Below are 16958 nucleotides of genomic sequence, written 5' to 3'. Positions count from 1 at the left end.
TATAGTTTTGCAAAGCTTGATTAGTAGGGAATCGTCCAGTGGCGCATATTATCGTGGTCGGCAACGAAAAGGGCGGTGCGGGCAAATCCACCGTGTCGATGCATGTGGCCACAGCCCTTGCGCGGATGGGTCATAAGGTTGGTACGCTTGATCTGGATTTGCGCCAGAAAACGCTGGGACGTTATGTGCGTAACCGCGAAGCCTTTTTGATGAAAAAGGGGCTGGACCTACCCACCCCGTCCTATCACGACCTGCCAGAGATTGACCAAGATGCGCTGAAGCCGGGCGAAAACGCCTTTGACCACCGTCTGTCGATGGCCGTGGCCAAGATGGAGCCAACATCGGACTTCATCCTGATTGACTGCCCCGGATCGCACACGCGCCTGAGCCAAGTGGCCCATTCGCTGGCAGACACACTGATCACGCCGCTCAATGATAGTTTCATCGACTTTGACCTGCTGGCGCATGTGGACAGCGACGGGGAAGAGATCACGGGGCCTTCGGTCTATTCCGAAATGGTCTGGAATGCGCGGCAGTTGCGCAGCCAGGCGGGGCTCAAACCTATCGACTGGGTGGTGGTGCGCAACCGCATGGGTGCGCAGGCGATGGTGAACAAGAAAAAGATGGAAGCGGTCATCGCCAAACTATCCAAGCGGATCGGATTTCGCACCGCCCCCGGTTTCAATGAACGCGTGATTTTCCGCGAGCTTTTTCCGCGTGGCTTAACCTTGCTGGACCTGCGAGATATCGGCGTGAAGGGTATGAATATCTCAAACGTTGCTGCTCGCCAAGAACTGCGCGAATTGATCAAGGCACTGGATCTGCCGGGCGTGACCGCAGACTTCTAACAGTGTCATTTTCTTTTTGTGATCAAAACTTAATCAAATCAGCCTTTCGTTAATGAATTGAGCGGCCTAGTCTACCTCAAAAGAGGGAGGGTATGTTGTGCGTGAACTGATCTCGTTGCAGCGTTACGCAACGTTCGTTTTTGTTGGCCTCATGGCCGTTGTGACATTTGTTGCGGGGTTTTGGGCACCGTGGGTCTTTGTTCTTTTCATTGTCTTTGCCGCGCTGACAATTCTTGGCATAAGGGACGTGAACCAAACGCGCCACGCGATTGTCCGCAATTACCCGGTATTGGGTCACATCCGGTTTCTGTTCGAAAAAATCCGTCCTGAAATTCGCCAGTATCTGATCGAGGGTGATCAAGAGGAACAGCCGTTCAGCCGCGAACAACGCTCGCTTGTTTATCAACGCGCAAAAGGGGCCGAGGACAAACGCCCCTTTGGCAGCCATGAACGCGTGTATGAAGCTGGGTATTCTTGGTTGACGCACTCGGTCGAGCCGACCCATTTTGACGACACTGACTTTCGTGTGCTTGTTGGCGGGGACAAGTGCAAACAGCCCTATAGCGCTTCGCTTTACAACATCTCTGCCATGAGCTTTGGGTCGCTGTCCGCGAATGCAATTTCGGCCCTGAACAAAGGCGCAAAAGAAGGCCGGTTTGCCCATGACACCGGCGAAGGCGGCATTAGCCGGTATCACCGCGAAGGTGGCGGTGACCTGATCTACGAAGTGGGTTCGGGCTACTTTGGCTGCCGCAATCACGACGGCACGTTCAACCCTGAAAAATTCGCGAAACAAGCAGCAAACGATCAGGTCAAGATGATCGAGATCAAGCTAAGCCAAGGGGCCAAACCCGGCCATGGTGGGATGCTGCCAGCAGCAAAAATTACACCTGAAATCGCCGAAGCCCGCGACATTCCAATGGGTGTTGATTGTGTCTCGCCTGCAGGCCACAGCGCGTTTTCTGGCCCGATGGAGCTGATGCAATTTGTCGGCCAGCTGCGCGAGTTGTCAGGTGGCAAACCTATCGGGTTCAAGCTTTGCATTGGGCACCGGCGCGAATTTATGTGCATGGTGAAGGCTATGCTTGAGACCGAGATTATCCCGGATTTTATTGTGGTGGACGGCACCGAAGGCGGCACAGGTGCTGCCCCATTGGAGTTTGCAAACCACGTCGGCATGCCGATGGTCGAAGGGCTGACGTTCGTGCACAACACGCTGCGTGGCGCGGGTATTCGCGATCAGGTGAAAATCGGGGCGGCGGGTAAAGTCGTCAGTGCCTTTGATATTGCCAAGGCGCTGTCGATTGGGGCGGATTGGTGCAACTCGGCCCGCGGTTACATGTTCGCCATTGGCTGCATTCAGGCACAGGCCTGTCATACGAACCACTGTCCTGTCGGCGTGACCACGCAAGACCCGATGCGCCAGGCGGCCCTGAACGTCAACGACAAAAGCAAGCGCGTTGCGCGTTTCCATGCCAACACGTTGAAAGCCTTGGGTGAGATGGCGGGTGCCGCTGGTCTGGATGATCCTTGCGGGTTCCTGCCCTATCACTTCATGACCCGCAAAGCTGACGGTCAAATGACTGAGGCTGCGGATGTCTACACCTACTTGCGCGAAGGTTTCTTGCTTGATGACGGCGATGACAACCCGATTTATCGCGAACGCTGGGCACGCGCCAATCCACATAGCTTTGCGCCGCCGGAAGCCGCTGGCTAAGGATCGTCAGGGCGTGGGGGGATCTTACCAGCAGCACGCATAAATAGCGACACGCGCGGCGTCGTGCCAGTCTCAGAACGTGACCGCGTTCGCAAAACCGGGGTATTCTCAGAATTGCCGCTCTTGCTTTCGCGCAGCACGATATAAAGGCCGCTCGCAATGATAATCCCGGCACCGATTGTCGTCGCCTGATCAATAGTCTCATCAAAAAACACAGAGCCAAAGAGCGTCGCCCAGATGATCTGGCTGTATTGCATGGGGGCAATGATGGCTGCCTCACCAGATTGATACGCCGCAATCACCAGACGGCTGGCGATCCATGCAAAGGTTGCGATGATTGCAAGCAGGCCAAGATGCTCAATTGGCATGGGTTTGTAAACGAACGGCAGCGCGCAAGCCATGATGATGAAATTCACCATCATCGGATAAAGCAACATGACCACGGGCCGTTCTTCAGACCCGATCTTGCGCACCACGATGGAAGCCAATGACCCGCCGATAGCAGCAGCCAAGGCCGCAAGGTGGCCAAGCGACAGATCGGTTTGGCCGGGCCGCAACACCACCATCACCCCGCCAAGCCCAACCAACACCGCAATCCAGCGGCGCAGGCGCACTTTTTCACCTAAAACCGGGATGGCGAGGACTGTGATCAGCAAGGGGGCTGCAAAAAGGATCGCATAGGTTTGGGCTAGTGGCAGGACGGAGAACGCATAAAAGGCAGACACACCCGTGACCACTGCGGCAACGGTCCGCAAAGCCAGCCACCATGGATGGACCGGCACCAGCGTCCCCGGCGTCACATCCCGCATCAGCATGACCATCGCCAGCGGAAAGCTGAGCAAGACGCTGAAAAACACGATCTGGAACGGCGAATAGATCCCGCCCAAGATTTTCACCACGACGTCATGTATCGAGAAGATGCCAAAGGCAAGCAACGCCAACAATGCACCTTTGGCATTCGGGGACATCCGGGTCATCCTTTATGCGGCGGTCAGCTTTTGCTGGTGCCGTGATTTAAAAAGCGGTCATAGTCCGATGCCGTCACGCGGTAACTTACCTTATCAACAACAGGTGCATCAATACTGGCATAAAACGCGCGCGCGCCCGTATTGTCACCATCGGTTTGCCAATCGATCCTTTTGCACCCTTCGTTTATCGCAATCTGGGTCAGGTGCGCCATCATGGCCCGTCCCACACGCTGCCCTTGAAACGCAGGTGCCACAAAGAGTTCCTTCATGAACAAAGCCATTCCAGCACCTGCCGGGAAAACCAACGCCCATGTGGCAAAACCGGCCGGTATTTCATCAACATAGGCTATCTCGCATGACAGATAGCGGCCCTGATCAAGCAGGCCGATCAGCCTCGCTTCCTCGGCTGACGTGGCCGGCGCAATGTCGTAATGCACCAGCACCGCACGGTTCAGGGCGAGGAAATCCTGCGCAAGTGTAGGGTCATATGGCCTGATCTGCGTCACAGACTTTCATCAAGTGCCGTCAAAATCACATCACCCATCTCAGTCGTACTCAGCGGTGTTCCGTCCTCCGGCCCCATCAGATCACCCGTGCGTGCGCCATCAGCGAGCACTTTTTCGATCGCGGCTTCCAGACGGTCCGCCTCTGCGCCTTCATCGAAGGAATACCGCAGTGCCATCGCGAAGCTCAGGATACAGGCAATCGGGTTCGCCTTGGCTTGGCCCATGATATCAGGTGCCGAACCGTGGACAGGTTCATACATCGCTTTCGGTCGCCCATTTGCCATCGGCAGGCCAAGCGAGGCGGATGGCAGCATACCCAGTGAACCCGTCAACATGGCTGCACAATCAGACAGGATATCGCCAAAGAGGTTGTCCGTCAGGATCACGTCGAACTGCTTAGGTGCGCGAACCAGCTGCATTGCACCGTTGTCGGCATACATGTGGCTGAGTTCGACCTCTTGGTAATCTGCGTGCACTTCGGTCACCACGTCACGCCACAGAATGCCGCTTTCCATTACATTGGCCTTCTCCATCGAGCAGACCTTTTTGCCACGCTTCATCGCCAGATCAAAGGCGGCGCGGGCTGCACGCTCAATCTCGGCCTCGGTATACCGTTGGGTGTTGATACCGACGCGCATATTGTCTTCGATGTGGATCCCGCGGGGTTCGCCGAAATAGACGCCAGAGGTCAGTTCGCGCACGATCATGATATCAAGACCCGCGATCAGGTCTTTCTTGAGAGAAGAAAAATCCGCCAGCGCGTCAAAACACTGTGCCGGCCGCAGGTTCGCAAACAGGTCCATCTCTTTGCGCAGGCGCAACAACCCGCGTTCGGGTTTTACGCTGAAATCCAGATTGTCATACTTCGGACCGCCGACCGCACCCAACAGAACGGCATCCACTTCTTGGGCCTTGGCCATTGTGTCATCATGCAGGGGCACACCGTGGGCGTCATAGGCCGCACCACCGACCAAATCCTCGGACACGACAAAAGTCAGGTCGCGCTTATCGCCGAACCAGCCAATAATCCGCTTCACTTCGTCCATAACTTCAGGGCCGATGCCGTCGCCGGCGAGGATCAAAAGAGAAGGGTTTGCCATAGGTTTGGTCCTTGCTTGATTAGGTTGCAAAGGCCCTAGCGCGAAGGGCGGCGGGGTTCAAGATACCAAGGGCCTAAGTCCTTCGGCCAACAAGTCCCAAACACGCCTGATCCGCGGTGTCTGGCGCATCGCTTCATGCGCAGTCAGCCAAATCGGCAAAGGTGGGATTGTGATGTCGCGCATCAATTCGGTCACCAGCGGATCAATAGACCCCACGTTCCTTTGTGCAAAACCAATGCCGCATCCCGCGCGCACCAGTTCCCAATAAGCGATGTGATCGTCGCAGCGCACCTTGAACCAGTCTCGGTCAACATCAATACCTGCCTTGATCATGCCATCAATAATATGGGGAAGTGCGTCATAGCCAACAAAGTCATGTCCAGTGGCTTCGCTAAGCGATTGCGGCACACCACGCTCTGCCAAATAGGATTTGGCGGCGAAGACCCCCAATGCAATATCCCCGATATGCTGTGTCACCAGATCAAGCTGAGTGGGGCGGTACATACGTACCGCGATGTCTGCCTCGCGATAAAGCAGGTTGCTGGTGTCGTCGCTCGGCACGAGTTCAATCGCGATTTCGGGTTCCAGTTTGCGAATTTTGGCAATGATCGAGGGCAGATGCATCGCCGAGGTCGCCACGCTGGCCGTGATCCGAACGGTGCCTTCCAACTGGGCTTGCCGGCCAGCTGCGGTAAGGGCGATTTGTTGAACGGCGTCGCGCATTGCAATGGCTGGAGCAACCAGATCTGCACCTGTCTGCGTGAGTGCAAAGCCGCGCGGTTGGCGGCGAAAAAGCTCAGCACCCAACTGCGCCTCAATTGCTTTGATCTGGCGCCCGAGCGTGGGCTGGCTTGTGCCCAACTCTCGCGCGCCAGCGGAAAGACTGCCAGTTTCAGCCACTGCCAAAAAGGCTTGGACCAGCGACCAGTCCAATGATCCGAGTGATTTATCCATTCAATATTGAATACATGATCTGCGAATTCTGGCAATTCATTTCTCGATTTGAATAGCACACATTGTCCTCAGCAACCGTATGGGAGACGCATAAATGAAACAGACAGTTCTTATTCTTGGCGGGTCCGGCAAGATCGGCAGCCGCGCAACAGACGCGTTTTGGGATGCGGGCTGGGAAGTGCGCCACTATGACCGCAAAACAGGCGACATGGTGAAAGCTGCCCAAGGCGTTGATGTGATCGTCAACGGCCTGAACCCGCCCGCCTATCACGCGTGGGAGCGTACTATTCCCGAAATCACCGCACAGGTGATCGCAGCGGCCAAAGCCAGCGGGGCGACGGTGATTATCCCTGGCAATATCTATAACTACGGTGATCAGCCCGGCGTACTGCATGAAAACACACCGCACCTTGCGACCACTAAAAAGGGCCGCGTGCGTATTGAAATGGAAGAGAGCTATCGTGCCTCGGGCGTGCAGACCATCGTGCTGCGTGCAGGTAACTTTATCGACCCCGCAGGCAACGGTGACATCATGAGTATGCTCGTGATGCGCGATATCAAGAAGGACAGGATCACCGCAGCGGCGGACCCCAAGACGTTGCAGGCCTATGCCTATGTTCCTGATTGGGCGCGCGCAGCTGTGCAGCTTGCCGAACAGCGGGCAGAGCTTGGGCAGTTCGAAGATGTTCCCTTCCCGGGCCACGCATTTACGACCAGTGATTTGCACGCCGCCGTATCCGATGCGACAGGCCGCACAATCAAGATCACCCGCTTTCCGTGGTGGATCATGACGCTTCTCAGCCCGTTGTGGGAATTAGCTCGTGAAATGCGCGAAATGCGCTACCTCTACGCGATGCCGCATCAGATTGGGTCAGACAGGTTCAATAGGCTGCTGCCCGATTTTGAGCCGACCGATCTGGAGGATGTGATGCTTGCAGGCTTACCGGCTGATATCAACCCAGACAAGGTGGTGCGGGCCAGCAGCCAAACCGTCATCACCAACTAGGGCACGCATAGGATCGTCTGGCGCAGGCCAGACGACGCCAGCGTCCGTCACTGTCCAATCCACAGAGGGCAAGACATAGCTCACCCGCAGATTGCCCGGACCGTCCTCCGGCCAGTCTGCGGTGTCTTGGCTGGGCAGCGGATCCTGTAGCTTTGGGTTTTGAAGGAACCGTGCCATCGCGTCAGACAGTCCTTGTCCGTCGTCAGGATCAAGATTGGCGTTACCTGCGATCACGAACGACCCGGGGGGCGGGCCAAATCCACCATCCAACACCACCTCCCACATGCGCAACTCATCCCGGTTGCGCAGCCCGTTCATATCCTCAGGACCATCAAAAACCGGTGGCGTCGCGGAAAATGCCAGCAGCGCCAGCGGCGGGCCATCAGGCAAGATGACCGGGACGATCCAGTGCCCGGTTGAGGACAAGCGCAAGACCTGTTGTGCCGCTGCACTCGGGAACGGGCCATCTGCCGTTTGCGGCAAGGTGGCACCGGGCAGGTCTTTCCACAAAAGGCGCGACAGATCGGTCACCTGTGACGGATCTATGGGATAGCGCGACAGGACTGCCATACCGCCATCACCCGCAAAACGCCCATATCCATGCGCATCGCGGGCATCCCCCAAACGCCCATTCCCATCCAGATCAAGCCCGGTGGCAAGCCCGGCGTTAGGTTGCAGTGCAAAATGATGCGGGTAGTGCGGATCAAAAGAGGCCGCAAAGGCCGCCAAGGCGACCCCGTCAAGATCATAATCAAAATCTGTCAGGACAATGATATCGGGTGATATGGCGGCTATGATACTGCGGGTGGCGTCAATCTGCGGATCTTCGTCCCGTTTGATATCGCGCAGTAGCAAACCGGGACCATCCCGGCTGAGTGGGGCTGCAAATGTGGCAATGCGGTAGGTGTCGGCGTCAACCGGACTGGTGATCGCGGTGAAGACAGCCAGCCAAACCCAAATACCTAGCGATCGGACGCTTTTCTGCGTTGCATCTGGATCATCTGCGCAACCCGACTGAGGGCGACACCGCGCATCAAAATACTGGCCGGCAAGAATGCCCATGCAGAGACCGTCCAAATCAACGTCTGTGGATTATCAAGATTGATCGGCGTCCCAAGGGCCGCCACAAGCTTTACGATTGCTGGCACCAAGAAGGGCAACAGAAATCCTAAGATAATGTTAATACGACTGTCACGTTGGAGGCGTTTGACCACGTCACCACCTGCGGTCGGGTCGAATGTTGGCAGATTGATCCAGACATTAAACGCCTCTGTGCGGCGCGGCCAACGGTCAAGGCGCAGCCGGATAATGAACCAGATGACCGAAAAAACTGATACCAGATAGCTCAGACCGGCAGCATCGCGCAGGCGCTCAATAACGGCGGGGCTGGTGCCGTCGGGCATCATCAGCACCATCAGGCGCACAGGCGAATAGGGAAAATCAATCGCTTGACCTATGACGCTGCCACTTTGTTGAAAGTAAGCTGAGATTGATGATGGCGTATCACTGCCGCGAAAGATCACGGCGAGGCATAGGACGGTTGCAAAAAGTGCCGAAAATCGGATGCGGTTGAATGGTGGCGCATCGCGAAACTCAACAAGGCTTGGGCTGCTTGAGCTGTATTCAACAATCGTGAAAAGCGCGCCAAAGATCGCGACAAGCACAATGATCTGCGCGTTGTCGTTGTCGCTGCTGGGCAGCAACGCGTATGGCATGACGATCAACATCACGACCAAAACGGCTCTCACCAATGCTCCGGGCAGTCGGGCTAGCACTGCGCATCTTCCTCATTTGTGCCGCCATCTGGTGTGACGGGCGTTTTTGAACGGCAAGGTCACACAAGACAGCGAATATCTTATTATTGGTGTAATTCTGAACAAATCCAGCGCGTTGCATCAACCAAAGGCATCACCGGGCGGGGCTTTCCATCGACTTTGAAATACAAGTGGTGCCAGAATGTCACCACATAGGTGCAAAAATGCACCAACACTTATCAAGTGTCTATCACGCTAAGATGTACCACGACCAGCACCTTCAATCTATCCGTGTGTGACAGACATGCGCAAACAAAAAGGCCGCTTACACCCGCGGCCTTTTAAAGCAAAAAACGAGGGGCCTAAACCCAAGGGCGCGCTGCGCTTGCCTGTGCTTCAAACGTATCAATTGACGCCGCTTTCTCCATCGTTAGTCCGATGTCATCGAGGCCATTCATCAGGCAATGCTTTTTGAAGGCATCCACCTCAAAACTGAATGTTTCGCCGTCCGAGGTGGTGACCGTCTGTGCGTCAAGATCAACTTCGATCCGCGCGTTTGATCCCTTCTCGGCATCCTTCATCAGCACATCGACCTGTTCTTGCGGCAAGGCAATCGGGAGGATGCCGTTCTTGAAGCAGTTGTTGTAAAAGATGTCGGCATAGCTGGGCGCGATGACACAAGTGATTCCGAAATCCGCAATGGCCCATGGCGCATGTTCGCGGGATGAACCGCAGCCAAAGTTATCGCCAGCCACAATGATCTGCGCCTCACGATACTGCGGCTTGTTCAGAACGAAATCCGCGATTTCGTTACGGTCGTCATCATAGCGCATCTCATCAAAGAGATTCACGCCAAGGCCAGACCGCTTGATCGTCTTCAAAAACTGCTTGGGGATGATCATATCAGTGTCGATATTGACTAATGGCATCGGTGCGGCGATGCCGCTGAGCTTTGTAAATTTCTGCATTTTTTGTCCTTTCGGGGCTGCTCATCAGTCCCTGCGGTCCTTCTTCGCGAAGAAAACCCGGCAGGGTTTGATAAGCGCGCCGCTTACATCATCTCGCGCACGTCGGTCAGTTTGCCCGTAATGGCCGCTGCCGCGGCCATCTGAGGTGACATCAGGTGCGTGCGACCGCCCCGACCTTGCCGCCCTTCGAAGTTCCGGTTCGATGTCGCGGCACAGCGCTCGCCGGGTGCCAGTTGATCCGGGTTCATCGCCAGACACATGGAACAGCCTGCAAGACGCCATTCGAAACCGGCTTCCTTGAATATATCGGCCAACCCCTCTTCCTCAGCCTGCGCACGGACCAGACCAGAGCCGGGCACAACCATCGCCCGCAGCCCGTCTTTCTTTTTCTTGCCTTTCAGGATCGCTGCCGCAGCGCGCAGATCCTCGATCCGGCCGTTGGTGCAGGAGCCAATAAAGACAGTGTCGATCTCGATCTCGGACAGCGGTGTGCCGGGCTTGAGGTCCATGTAGTCGAGCGAGCGTTGCGCCGCACCAACCTTACCGCCTTTGAAGTCATCGGCAGAAGGAACAACAGCCGTGATCGGCAGTACGTCTTCGGGCGATGTGCCCCATGTCACCACAGGCGCAATGTCTTCGCCTTTCAGCGTCACGACCTTATCGAAATGCGCGCCTTCGTCGGTATAGAGCGTGCGCCAGTAAGCTTCCGCAGCCTCCCAAGCCGCACCTTTGGGCGCATGGGGGCGACCTTTGCAGTACTCATATGTCTTCTCATCCGGCGCAATCAGACCAGCGCGCGCGCCGCCTTCGATGGCCATGTTGCAGACCGTCATGCGGCCTTCCATGGACAGATCGCGGATCGCTTCACCGCAGTATTCGATGACATAGCCGGTGCCGCCTGCGGTACCGGTCGCCCCAATAACAGACAGGGTAATGTCCTTGGCCGTGACACCCGGGCGCAATTTGCCCGTGATCTCAACCTTCATGTTCTTCGACTTCTTCTGGATCAGCGTTTGCGTGGCCAGCACATGTTCCACCTCCGACGTACCAATACCATGCGCCAGCGCGCCAAAAGCACCATGGGTCGCCGTGTGGCTATCGCCACAGACAACGGTCATGCCGGGAAGCGTCCAACCCTGCTCGGGTCCGACGATATGCACGATGCCCTGACGCACGTCAGAGACAGGATAGTAGTGGATGCCAAATTCCTTGGCGTTGGTGTCCAAAGCAGCCACCTGAATGGCGCTGTCCTCGGTCATGTTCTTTGGATCATTACGGCCCGGTGTTGTTGGCACGTTGTGGTCCGGTACGGCGATTGTTTTCTCTGGCGCGCGGACGTTGCGGCCTGCCATGCGCAGCCCTTCAAAGGCTTGCGGGCTGGTCACTTCGTGGACCAGATGGCGGTCGATATAGAGCAAGCAGGTGCCGTCATCGGCTTCATGGGCGACATGCGCGTCCCAGATTTTATCATAGAGCGTTTTGGGGGACATTGTCCTCTCCCGTATCAAAATGTCAGTGGTCGTCAGGCGTGCGGAAACACGGCGGTGTTAGTCGCGGGCAAGGATTGTGCCGAGCGCACCAAAAAACCGCCAAGGCAGCCGGGCGCGATCATCCATGTCAAAAACCTTTTTCATGCGCGATCAGATACAGAAGGCAAGCCGAAGCTGCAAGGCCCACACTAGCGAACACCTGTCACTTAGGCGGGGGTACTTGTCGCAGCGGCTGCCGCAGCGCCCGCTCTAACGGCCTCAAAGGTGTCCTGTGCTGCATCGGTAGAAAGACCCGCATTCACGGTCACATCGACCTTGATGGAGTCAACAAGCGTTTCGATCGGTGTACTTGTCCCAAGTACAAACACGCGCGCAGTTTCGAAGGTTTCGCCATCACCCGGCTCATCAGCTTCGTTCTGGAACGACACCTCGATGTTATAGCCCGCGCTGCCGTTGATCATGCCTTCGGTGATTGTGACAAGAAGATCAGCATCCTCCGCACCTGCGTCGCTTGTATCAATTGTCAGAAAGATTTCATCGCCAACGCCGAGATCTTCAATAATCGCGACCGTTTGTTGGTCATCGCCATCATTGGCCAAAGCATAGAAGTCATTTACACCCGCAACACCCTCGAGCACACCGCGGCCTGTAACCATGACAAGCTCATCTTCGCCGTCACCGCCAAACGCCCGACCTTCAGCACCCCAAAGAAAGATGTCATCATCGTCGTCTTCACCACGTAGTCTATCAGTGCCGAGGTTGCCAAAAATGACGTCATTGCCATTGCCGGCACGCACGATGTCATTGCCTTCACCAGCATCAATCGTATCAATGCCAGCGCCACCTTCGATGGTGTCATCACCGCCAAGACCGAACAATATGTCGTCATCTGCGCGGCCAAAAATCTCATCACGATCTTCGCCACCAGTGATGGTGTCGTTACCGTCGCCACCGATGAGTACATCCAGACCGCCATTGCCATTGATGATGTCATCACCAGCAAAGCCCCGAATCAAATCAGCTCCTTCGGTGCCCTCAAGCTCGTCGTCTTCGAGGGTGCCTGAAATTTCGTTCGCGTCATCATCGTCGTCATCGTCACCGCCAAGCAGCGGGATAAGCAGCGCACCACCGGCCAACAACAAAAGAATGATACTGATATCCATGAGGATCCAAACCTTGTGATCTAAGTTCTGTTTTTGATAGACCTTTCAAAACCTCCAGACAAGAAAACAAACGTTAACACGGCGAGAGTGCAGCACGCTGGTCACAAGCAGCGCTGACTTGATCGCATTCACCTTGCGTGTCACGCTGCGACAGCAACAGGTGAATCCGGATACATGGCCGTACACGACAATGGATCAACGCTAACGCCCGATGACATCGCGGGCGCTCCGCTTGATGAGGTGCTGAGCATCGGCACAGACTTGTTGACGCAAGCGCAAACCTTCGGCGAAAGCATGTTCCGCACATGGAACCTGTATCAACTGCTGATCGCCCTGGGTGTTTTCATAGCCGCGCATCTGCTGCGTGCGATCATGGGCCCACGCATCCGGGCGTGGATGGGATCGCGCGAAAACTGGCCGAAGTGGCGCATGCGCATTCTGGTTGTGGTGCATCAACGTCTGCGGGCAATCTTCTTTGTTTTGCTGATGTGGGTTGTGGTCTTCACGATGCGCGAGGTGACATGGCCCAGTCGCAGTTATCTGCTCAGCGTGATCGGTACGTTGGCGCTGGCGTGGCTTTTGATTGTCTTTGCCACCCGCCTGATCAAAAGCCCGACATTGCGCAAGTTTGTCCGCTATGGCGCATGGACGTGGGCCACCTTGCAGATTCTGGGGCTGCTGGATGTAGCAGAGCGCCTGCTTGACAGTATTGGCTTCAGCATCGGAGAGATCCGGTTTTCTTTGCTGCTGCTTATTCAGGGTCTCGTTATTCTTGGCGTGCTCATCACGCTTGCACGGTTCCTGACCAGAACCACCTCAAGCCGGATCAAATCAAACGAAGACATCAGCCCATCAATGCAAGTGCTGATCGTCAAAGGCGTGCAGATCGCTTTCTATGGCGCGGCATTCTTCGTTGGGGTCCGTGCGCTTGGAATTGACCTGACCGGGCTTGCGGTGCTTTCCGGTGCAATTGGTGTGGGCCTTGGTTTCGGTCTGCAAAAGGTCGTCTCGAACCTTGTGTCAGGTGTGATCATCCTGCTCGACAAGTCGATCAAACCCGGCGACGTGATCAGCCTTGGCGATACCTTTGGTTGGATCAATTCGCTGGGTGCGCGCTATGTCTCGGTCGTCACCCGCGACGGGCGCGAATACCTGATCCCGAACGAGGACCTGATCACTGGCCAAGTGGTCAACTGGTCCCATTCGAACGACTTCGTCCGTCTCGATATCAACTTTGGCACGGCCTATCACGACAACCCGCATGAGGTGCGCCGTATTGCCATTGAAGCCGCACAAGGCGTGGACCGCGTGCTGAGCAATCGCCCCACCGTCTGTCACATCATCGGATTTGGCGACAGTTCGGTGGACTACCTGCTGCGGTTCTGGATCAGAGACCCCACTGGCGGCCTGACGAACATACGCGGGAATGTCTATCTGGCGCTTTGGGACGCATTCGCAGAACACGGTATCAGCATCCCGTTCCCGCAGAGGGAAGTGAAGCTGCTTGAGAGCGAAAAGGTAAATGTGAAGATTGAGCAGGGTCAGTGAGCGAAAAGATCACCCTGCAAGAAATGAATTGCCAAAATAGCAGACCGAGAACATTGTGTGAACACATTTAAGATTTGAAAGGCTCCAAAATGCAGGATTTTGCTCTTTATCTTCCGGGAATTATGCTGGCGTATTCCGCGTTTTTGCTGGGCATCGCCAGCCCCGGGCCGAATGTTCTGGCCGTCATGGGAACGTCCATGAGCGTGGGGCGCACCTCTGGCGTTGCCCTTGCTATGGGGGTCGCGGTCGGGTCGCTCACATGGTCACTTTTGACTGCTTTTGGGCTATCGGCGCTTTTGGCCACCTACGCATCCGCACTGTTGGTGATAAAGATATTCGGCGGTGCATATCTGCTTTGGCTGGCCTACAAGGCGTTTAAATCCGCAGCCTCCCCCCATGACATAGAAGCGAAAGAACTTGCAGGTGGACGCCGCACTGCATTTGGATACATGCGGCGTGGCTATATCATTCAGATGACCAACCCCAAGGCCGCATTGTCGTGGATCGCGATCATCTCGCTTGGATTGCAAGACGGTGCGCCGCTTTGGGTGGCGCTGGCGATTGTTATCGGCACTTTCATCCTGTCCATCATATGCCACCTGCTTTACGCGCTGGCATTTTCGACACCTGTCATGGTGCGGATTTACGCGAAAGCGCGCCGGTTTATCCAGGGCATCTTGGGTACGTTTTTTGCACTTGCTGGTCTAAAACTGTTGAGCAGCCGCACCTAGGCATGAACAAAAGGCCGCATGGAAATCCATGCGGCCTTTTCGTCGTTCAAGCATACGCTAGGCTTTGTTCATTCGGTTCTCGATCAGGTCATCCACCACCGACGGATCGGCCAAAGTCGACGTATCGCCCAGCGCCCCGAAATCATCCTCGGCGATCTTGCGCAAAATTCGCCGCATAATCTTACCCGAACGCGTCTTTGGCAGCCCCGGCGCCCATTGCAGCAAGTCGGGCTTGGCAATCGGGCCGATCTCGGACCGGACCCATGTTTCCAGCTCTTTGCGCAGCTCATCGGATGGTTCCTCGCCGTTCATCAGCGTGACATAGGCATAGATGCCCTGCCCCTTGATAGCGTGCGGATAACCGACGACGGCGGCTTCTGCGACCTTGGCGTGGGCCACCAAGGCGCTTTCCACCTCGGCCGTCCCCATCCGGTGACCCGACACGTTGATGACGTCATCAACGCGGCCCGTGATCCAGTAATACCCATCTGCATCGCGCTTGCAGCCGTCGCCAGTGAAGTAGTAGTTCTTGTAGTCGCTGAAATACGTTTTCTCGAACCGCTCATGATCACCCCACACGGTGCGCATCTGGGCAGGCCAGCTGTCCTTGATGCAAAGCACGCCCTCAGCGGCGGTGTCGTGGATTTCTTCGCCAGAGGTCGGCTCAAGGATCACCGGTTGAATGCCGAAGAACGGCAAGGTGGCAGAGCCGGGCTTGGTCGCCGTCGCCCCGGGCAGCGGCGTAAGGAGATGACCCCCCGTTTCGGTCTGCCACCATGTGTCGACGATGGGCGCTTTGCCTTTGCCGACGACGTCGTTGTACCAATTCCAGGCCTCTGGATTGATCGGCTCGCCTACGGTACCCAGCACCTTGATATCGGACAGGTCATACTTCTCAACAAACGCATTGCCCTGTGCCATCAGCGCGCGAATGGCCGTCGGGGCGGTGTAGAACTGGTTCACCTTGTGCTTCTGGCAAACGGCCCAGAAACGACCGGCGTCAGGATAGGTCGGCACCCCTTCGAACATGACCGTCGTCGCACCATTCGCCAGCGGGCCATAGACGATATAGCTGTGGCCGGTGACCCAGCCGACATCGGCCGTGCACCAGAAAATATCACCGTCATGGTAGTCAAATGTGTATTGCTGCGTCATCGCCGCATAGACCAGATAGCCGCCGCTGGAATGTACAACCCCCTTAGGCTGACCGGTCGAGCCTGAAGTGTAGAGGATGAACAGCGGATCTTCGGCGTTCATTTCTGTTGGCGGGCAGTCGCTGCTGACCTTTTCTTCCATCTCGTGCAGCCAGTAATCAAGGTTTTCACGCCAGGCGATCTGTTGGCCGGTGCGCTTGACCACGAGGCATTTCACCTCGTCAAAATCGTTCAGCAGCGCCTGATTGACGCTGTCTTTGAGGTTGGTCACGCGCCCACCACGCGGGGCACCATCGGAAGTGATCACTACTTTGGCGTCACAGGCATTGACCCGCGCGCCCAATGCTTCGGCCGAGAAACCAGCGAAAACGATGGAATGGATCGCCCCGATCCGCGCGCAGGCCAGCATCGCATAAGCAGCCTCTGGGATCATCGGCAGATAAAGGACCACGCGGTCGCCTTTGCCCACGCCCATTTCCTTGAGGACGTTCGCCATAAGCGACGTTTTCTCGTGCAGCATGTTGTAGGTGATGTGGACGGCATCCTCATCCGGGCTGTCAGGCTCCCAGATGATCGCGGTTTGCTCGCCCCGCGTTTCCAGATGCCGGTCGATGCAGTTGGCGCTGACGTTCAGCGTGCCGTCTTCATACCATTTGATGTCCACATTGCCCGGTGCAAAGCTTGTATTCTTGACGCGGGTATAGGGCTTGATCCAGTCAAGCCGCTTGCCATGCTCGCCCCAAAACGCCTCTGGATCGTCAATGGACGCCTTATACATCGCATCATAGGTCGCTTTGTCGGCATGTGCCCCTGCTGCCATATCGGCCGATGGCGCATAGGTTCCGGCTGGTTGATCGGTCATGCTAAATCCCCCCTGATCTTTATCTTTCACTGCGCACGTCGCACGCAGCCTCCTCATCACGCATCATGGCGAAAATGACAGTGAATCCAAGGGATCACGGATAGGGAATTTACACTTTGTAAAGTGACCTGACCGAAACATCAGCAAATCGTTAAGGGATTTACACAAAAGGCGCACCAATGGCACGCC

15 protein-coding genes are annotated in these 16958 nt (G+C 56.1%); 5 read left to right on the top strand and 10 right to left on the bottom strand.

Annotated elements, in window-relative coordinates:
• The first annotated feature begins 38 nt into the window (after window positions 1-38).
• Window positions 39-848, top strand: coding sequence for a division plane positioning ATPase MipZ (locus MWU60_RS06495; RefSeq protein WP_247226396.1), 810 nt, complete (start codon window positions 39-41; stop codon window positions 846-848).
• Window positions 849-999: 151 nt separating this feature from the next.
• Window positions 1000-2565 carry an FMN-binding glutamate synthase family protein gene (locus tag MWU60_RS06490; RefSeq protein ID WP_247226862.1) on the top strand — a complete coding sequence of 522 codons (1566 nt, stop codon included), beginning with the start codon at window positions 1000-1002 and terminating at the stop codon, window positions 2563-2565.
• Here MWU60_RS06490 and MWU60_RS06485 read toward each other — a convergent pair.
• Genes MWU60_RS06485 through MWU60_RS06470 form a run of 4 tightly spaced genes read right to left on the bottom strand, consistent with a single transcriptional unit; the run spans window position 2562 to window position 6093 of the window.
• Window positions 2562-3533 carry a DMT family transporter gene (locus tag MWU60_RS06485; protein ID WP_247226395.1) on the bottom strand — a complete coding sequence of 324 codons (972 nt, stop codon included), beginning with the start codon at window positions 3531-3533 and terminating at the stop codon, window positions 2562-2564. The genes MWU60_RS06490 and MWU60_RS06485 overlap by 4 nt on opposite strands.
• 23 nt (window positions 3534-3556) lie before the next feature.
• Window positions 3557-4039 carry a GNAT family N-acetyltransferase gene (locus tag MWU60_RS06480; protein WP_247226394.1) on the bottom strand — a complete coding sequence of 161 codons (483 nt, stop codon included), beginning with the start codon at window positions 4037-4039 and terminating at the stop codon, window positions 3557-3559.
• On the bottom strand, window positions 4036-5139 hold the full coding sequence (gene leuB / locus MWU60_RS06475) for a 3-isopropylmalate dehydrogenase (protein ID WP_247226393.1): 1104 nt from the start codon (window positions 5137-5139) through the stop codon (window positions 4036-4038). The genes MWU60_RS06480 and leuB overlap by 4 nt, the downstream gene beginning before the upstream one ends.
• Window positions 5140-5196: 57 nt before the next feature.
• On the bottom strand, window positions 5197-6093 hold the full coding sequence (locus MWU60_RS06470; protein ID WP_247226392.1) for a LysR family transcriptional regulator: 897 nt from the start codon (window positions 6091-6093) through the stop codon (window positions 5197-5199).
• A 94-nt stretch (window positions 6094-6187) separates the two neighbouring features.
• On the opposite strand from MWU60_RS06470, the gene MWU60_RS06465 reads away from it, so the two are divergent.
• Window positions 6188-7099 (top strand): NAD-dependent epimerase/dehydratase family protein, encoded by a 912-nt coding sequence (locus MWU60_RS06465; RefSeq protein WP_247226391.1) that lies wholly within the window; start codon window positions 6188-6190, stop codon window positions 7097-7099.
• On the opposite strand, the gene MWU60_RS06460 is transcribed toward MWU60_RS06465, so the two are convergent.
• From MWU60_RS06460 to MWU60_RS06440, 5 genes are all read right to left on the bottom strand, one after another.
• Window positions 7034-8161, bottom strand: a complete 1128-nt coding sequence (locus MWU60_RS06460; protein ID WP_247226390.1) for an endonuclease/exonuclease/phosphatase family protein — start codon at window positions 8159-8161, stop codon at window positions 7034-7036. The genes MWU60_RS06465 and MWU60_RS06460 overlap by 66 nt on opposite strands.
• Window positions 8062-8874, bottom strand: a complete 813-nt coding sequence (locus MWU60_RS06455) for a hypothetical protein (protein WP_247226389.1) — start codon at window positions 8872-8874, stop codon at window positions 8062-8064. Before MWU60_RS06455 ends, MWU60_RS06460 begins: the two co-directional genes overlap by 100 nt.
• A 341-nt stretch (window positions 8875-9215) precedes the next feature.
• Window positions 9216-9821, bottom strand: coding sequence for a 3-isopropylmalate dehydratase small subunit (leuD, locus tag MWU60_RS06450; RefSeq protein ID WP_247226388.1), 606 nt, complete (start codon window positions 9819-9821; stop codon window positions 9216-9218).
• Between the two features lie 83 nt (window positions 9822-9904).
• Window positions 9905-11311 (bottom strand): 3-isopropylmalate dehydratase large subunit, encoded by a 1407-nt coding sequence (gene leuC, locus MWU60_RS06445; RefSeq protein WP_247226387.1) that lies wholly within the window; start codon window positions 11309-11311, stop codon window positions 9905-9907.
• A 206-nt stretch (window positions 11312-11517) separates the two neighbouring features.
• Window positions 11518-12474: a calcium-binding protein gene (locus MWU60_RS06440; protein ID WP_247226386.1), complete on the bottom strand. Its 957-nt coding sequence runs from the start codon at window positions 12472-12474 to the stop codon at window positions 11518-11520.
• Between the two features lie 174 nt (window positions 12475-12648).
• Between MWU60_RS06440 and MWU60_RS06435 the strand changes: the two genes are divergently transcribed.
• Complete coding sequence (locus MWU60_RS06435) at window positions 12649-14022, top strand: mechanosensitive ion channel domain-containing protein (RefSeq protein ID WP_247226385.1); 1374 nt, start codon at window positions 12649-12651, stop codon at window positions 14020-14022.
• 89 nt (window positions 14023-14111) lie between these two features.
• Complete coding sequence (locus tag MWU60_RS06430; protein ID WP_247226384.1) at window positions 14112-14753, top strand: LysE family transporter; 642 nt, start codon at window positions 14112-14114, stop codon at window positions 14751-14753.
• Window positions 14754-14810: 57 nt separating this feature from the next.
• Here MWU60_RS06430 and acs read toward each other — a convergent pair whose 3' ends face one another.
• The gene (gene acs / locus MWU60_RS06425) at window positions 14811-16769 is read right to left on the bottom strand and encodes an acetate--CoA ligase (protein ID WP_247226383.1); all 1959 of its coding nucleotides are present in this window, start codon (window positions 16767-16769) and stop codon (window positions 14811-14813) included.
• Window positions 16770-16958: the final 189 nt, after the last annotated feature.

This window comes from Yoonia sp. F2084L (genome assembly GCF_023015625.1).
GTDB lineage: Bacteria > Pseudomonadota > Alphaproteobacteria > Rhodobacterales > Rhodobacteraceae > Yoonia.
Note: the sequence above shows the minus strand (reverse complement) of the source record. Positions and strands in the feature narration are given on the sequence as shown.

Bases quoted from the DNA above. Each gene is read 5' to 3' on its own strand.
- MWU60_RS06490 (WP_247226862.1), top strand. From the start codon at position 1,000: ATGGCCGTTGTGACATTTGTTGCGGGGTTTTGGGCACCGTGGGTCTTT.
- MWU60_RS06485 (WP_247226395.1), bottom strand. From the start codon at position 3,533: ATGTCCCCGAATGCCAAAGGTGCATTGTTGGCGTTGCTTGCCTTTGGC.
- leuB (WP_247226393.1), bottom strand. From the start codon at position 5,139: ATGGCAAACCCTTCTCTTTTGATCCTCGCCGGCGACGGCATCGGCCCT.
- MWU60_RS06470 (WP_247226392.1), bottom strand. From the start codon at position 6,093: ATGGATAAATCACTCGGATCATTGGACTGGTCGCTGGTCCAAGCCTTT.
- MWU60_RS06465 (WP_247226391.1), top strand. From the start codon at position 6,188: ATGAAACAGACAGTTCTTATTCTTGGCGGGTCCGGCAAGATCGGCAGC.
- MWU60_RS06460 (WP_247226390.1), bottom strand. From the start codon at position 8,161: ATGGGCATTCTTGCCGGCCAGTATTTTGATGCGCGGTGTCGCCCTCAG.
- leuD (WP_247226388.1), bottom strand. From the start codon at position 9,821: ATGCAGAAATTTACAAAGCTCAGCGGCATCGCCGCACCGATGCCATTA.
- leuC (WP_247226387.1), bottom strand. From the start codon at position 11,311: ATGTCCCCCAAAACGCTCTATGATAAAATCTGGGACGCGCATGTCGCC.
- MWU60_RS06440 (WP_247226386.1), bottom strand. From the start codon at position 12,474: ATGGATATCAGTATCATTCTTTTGTTGTTGGCCGGTGGTGCGCTGCTT.
- MWU60_RS06435 (WP_247226385.1), top strand. From the start codon at position 12,649: ATGGCCGTACACGACAATGGATCAACGCTAACGCCCGATGACATCGCG.
- MWU60_RS06430 (WP_247226384.1), top strand. From the start codon at position 14,112: ATGCAGGATTTTGCTCTTTATCTTCCGGGAATTATGCTGGCGTATTCC.
- acs (WP_247226383.1), bottom strand. From the start codon at position 16,769: ATGACCGATCAACCAGCCGGAACCTATGCGCCATCGGCCGATATGGCA.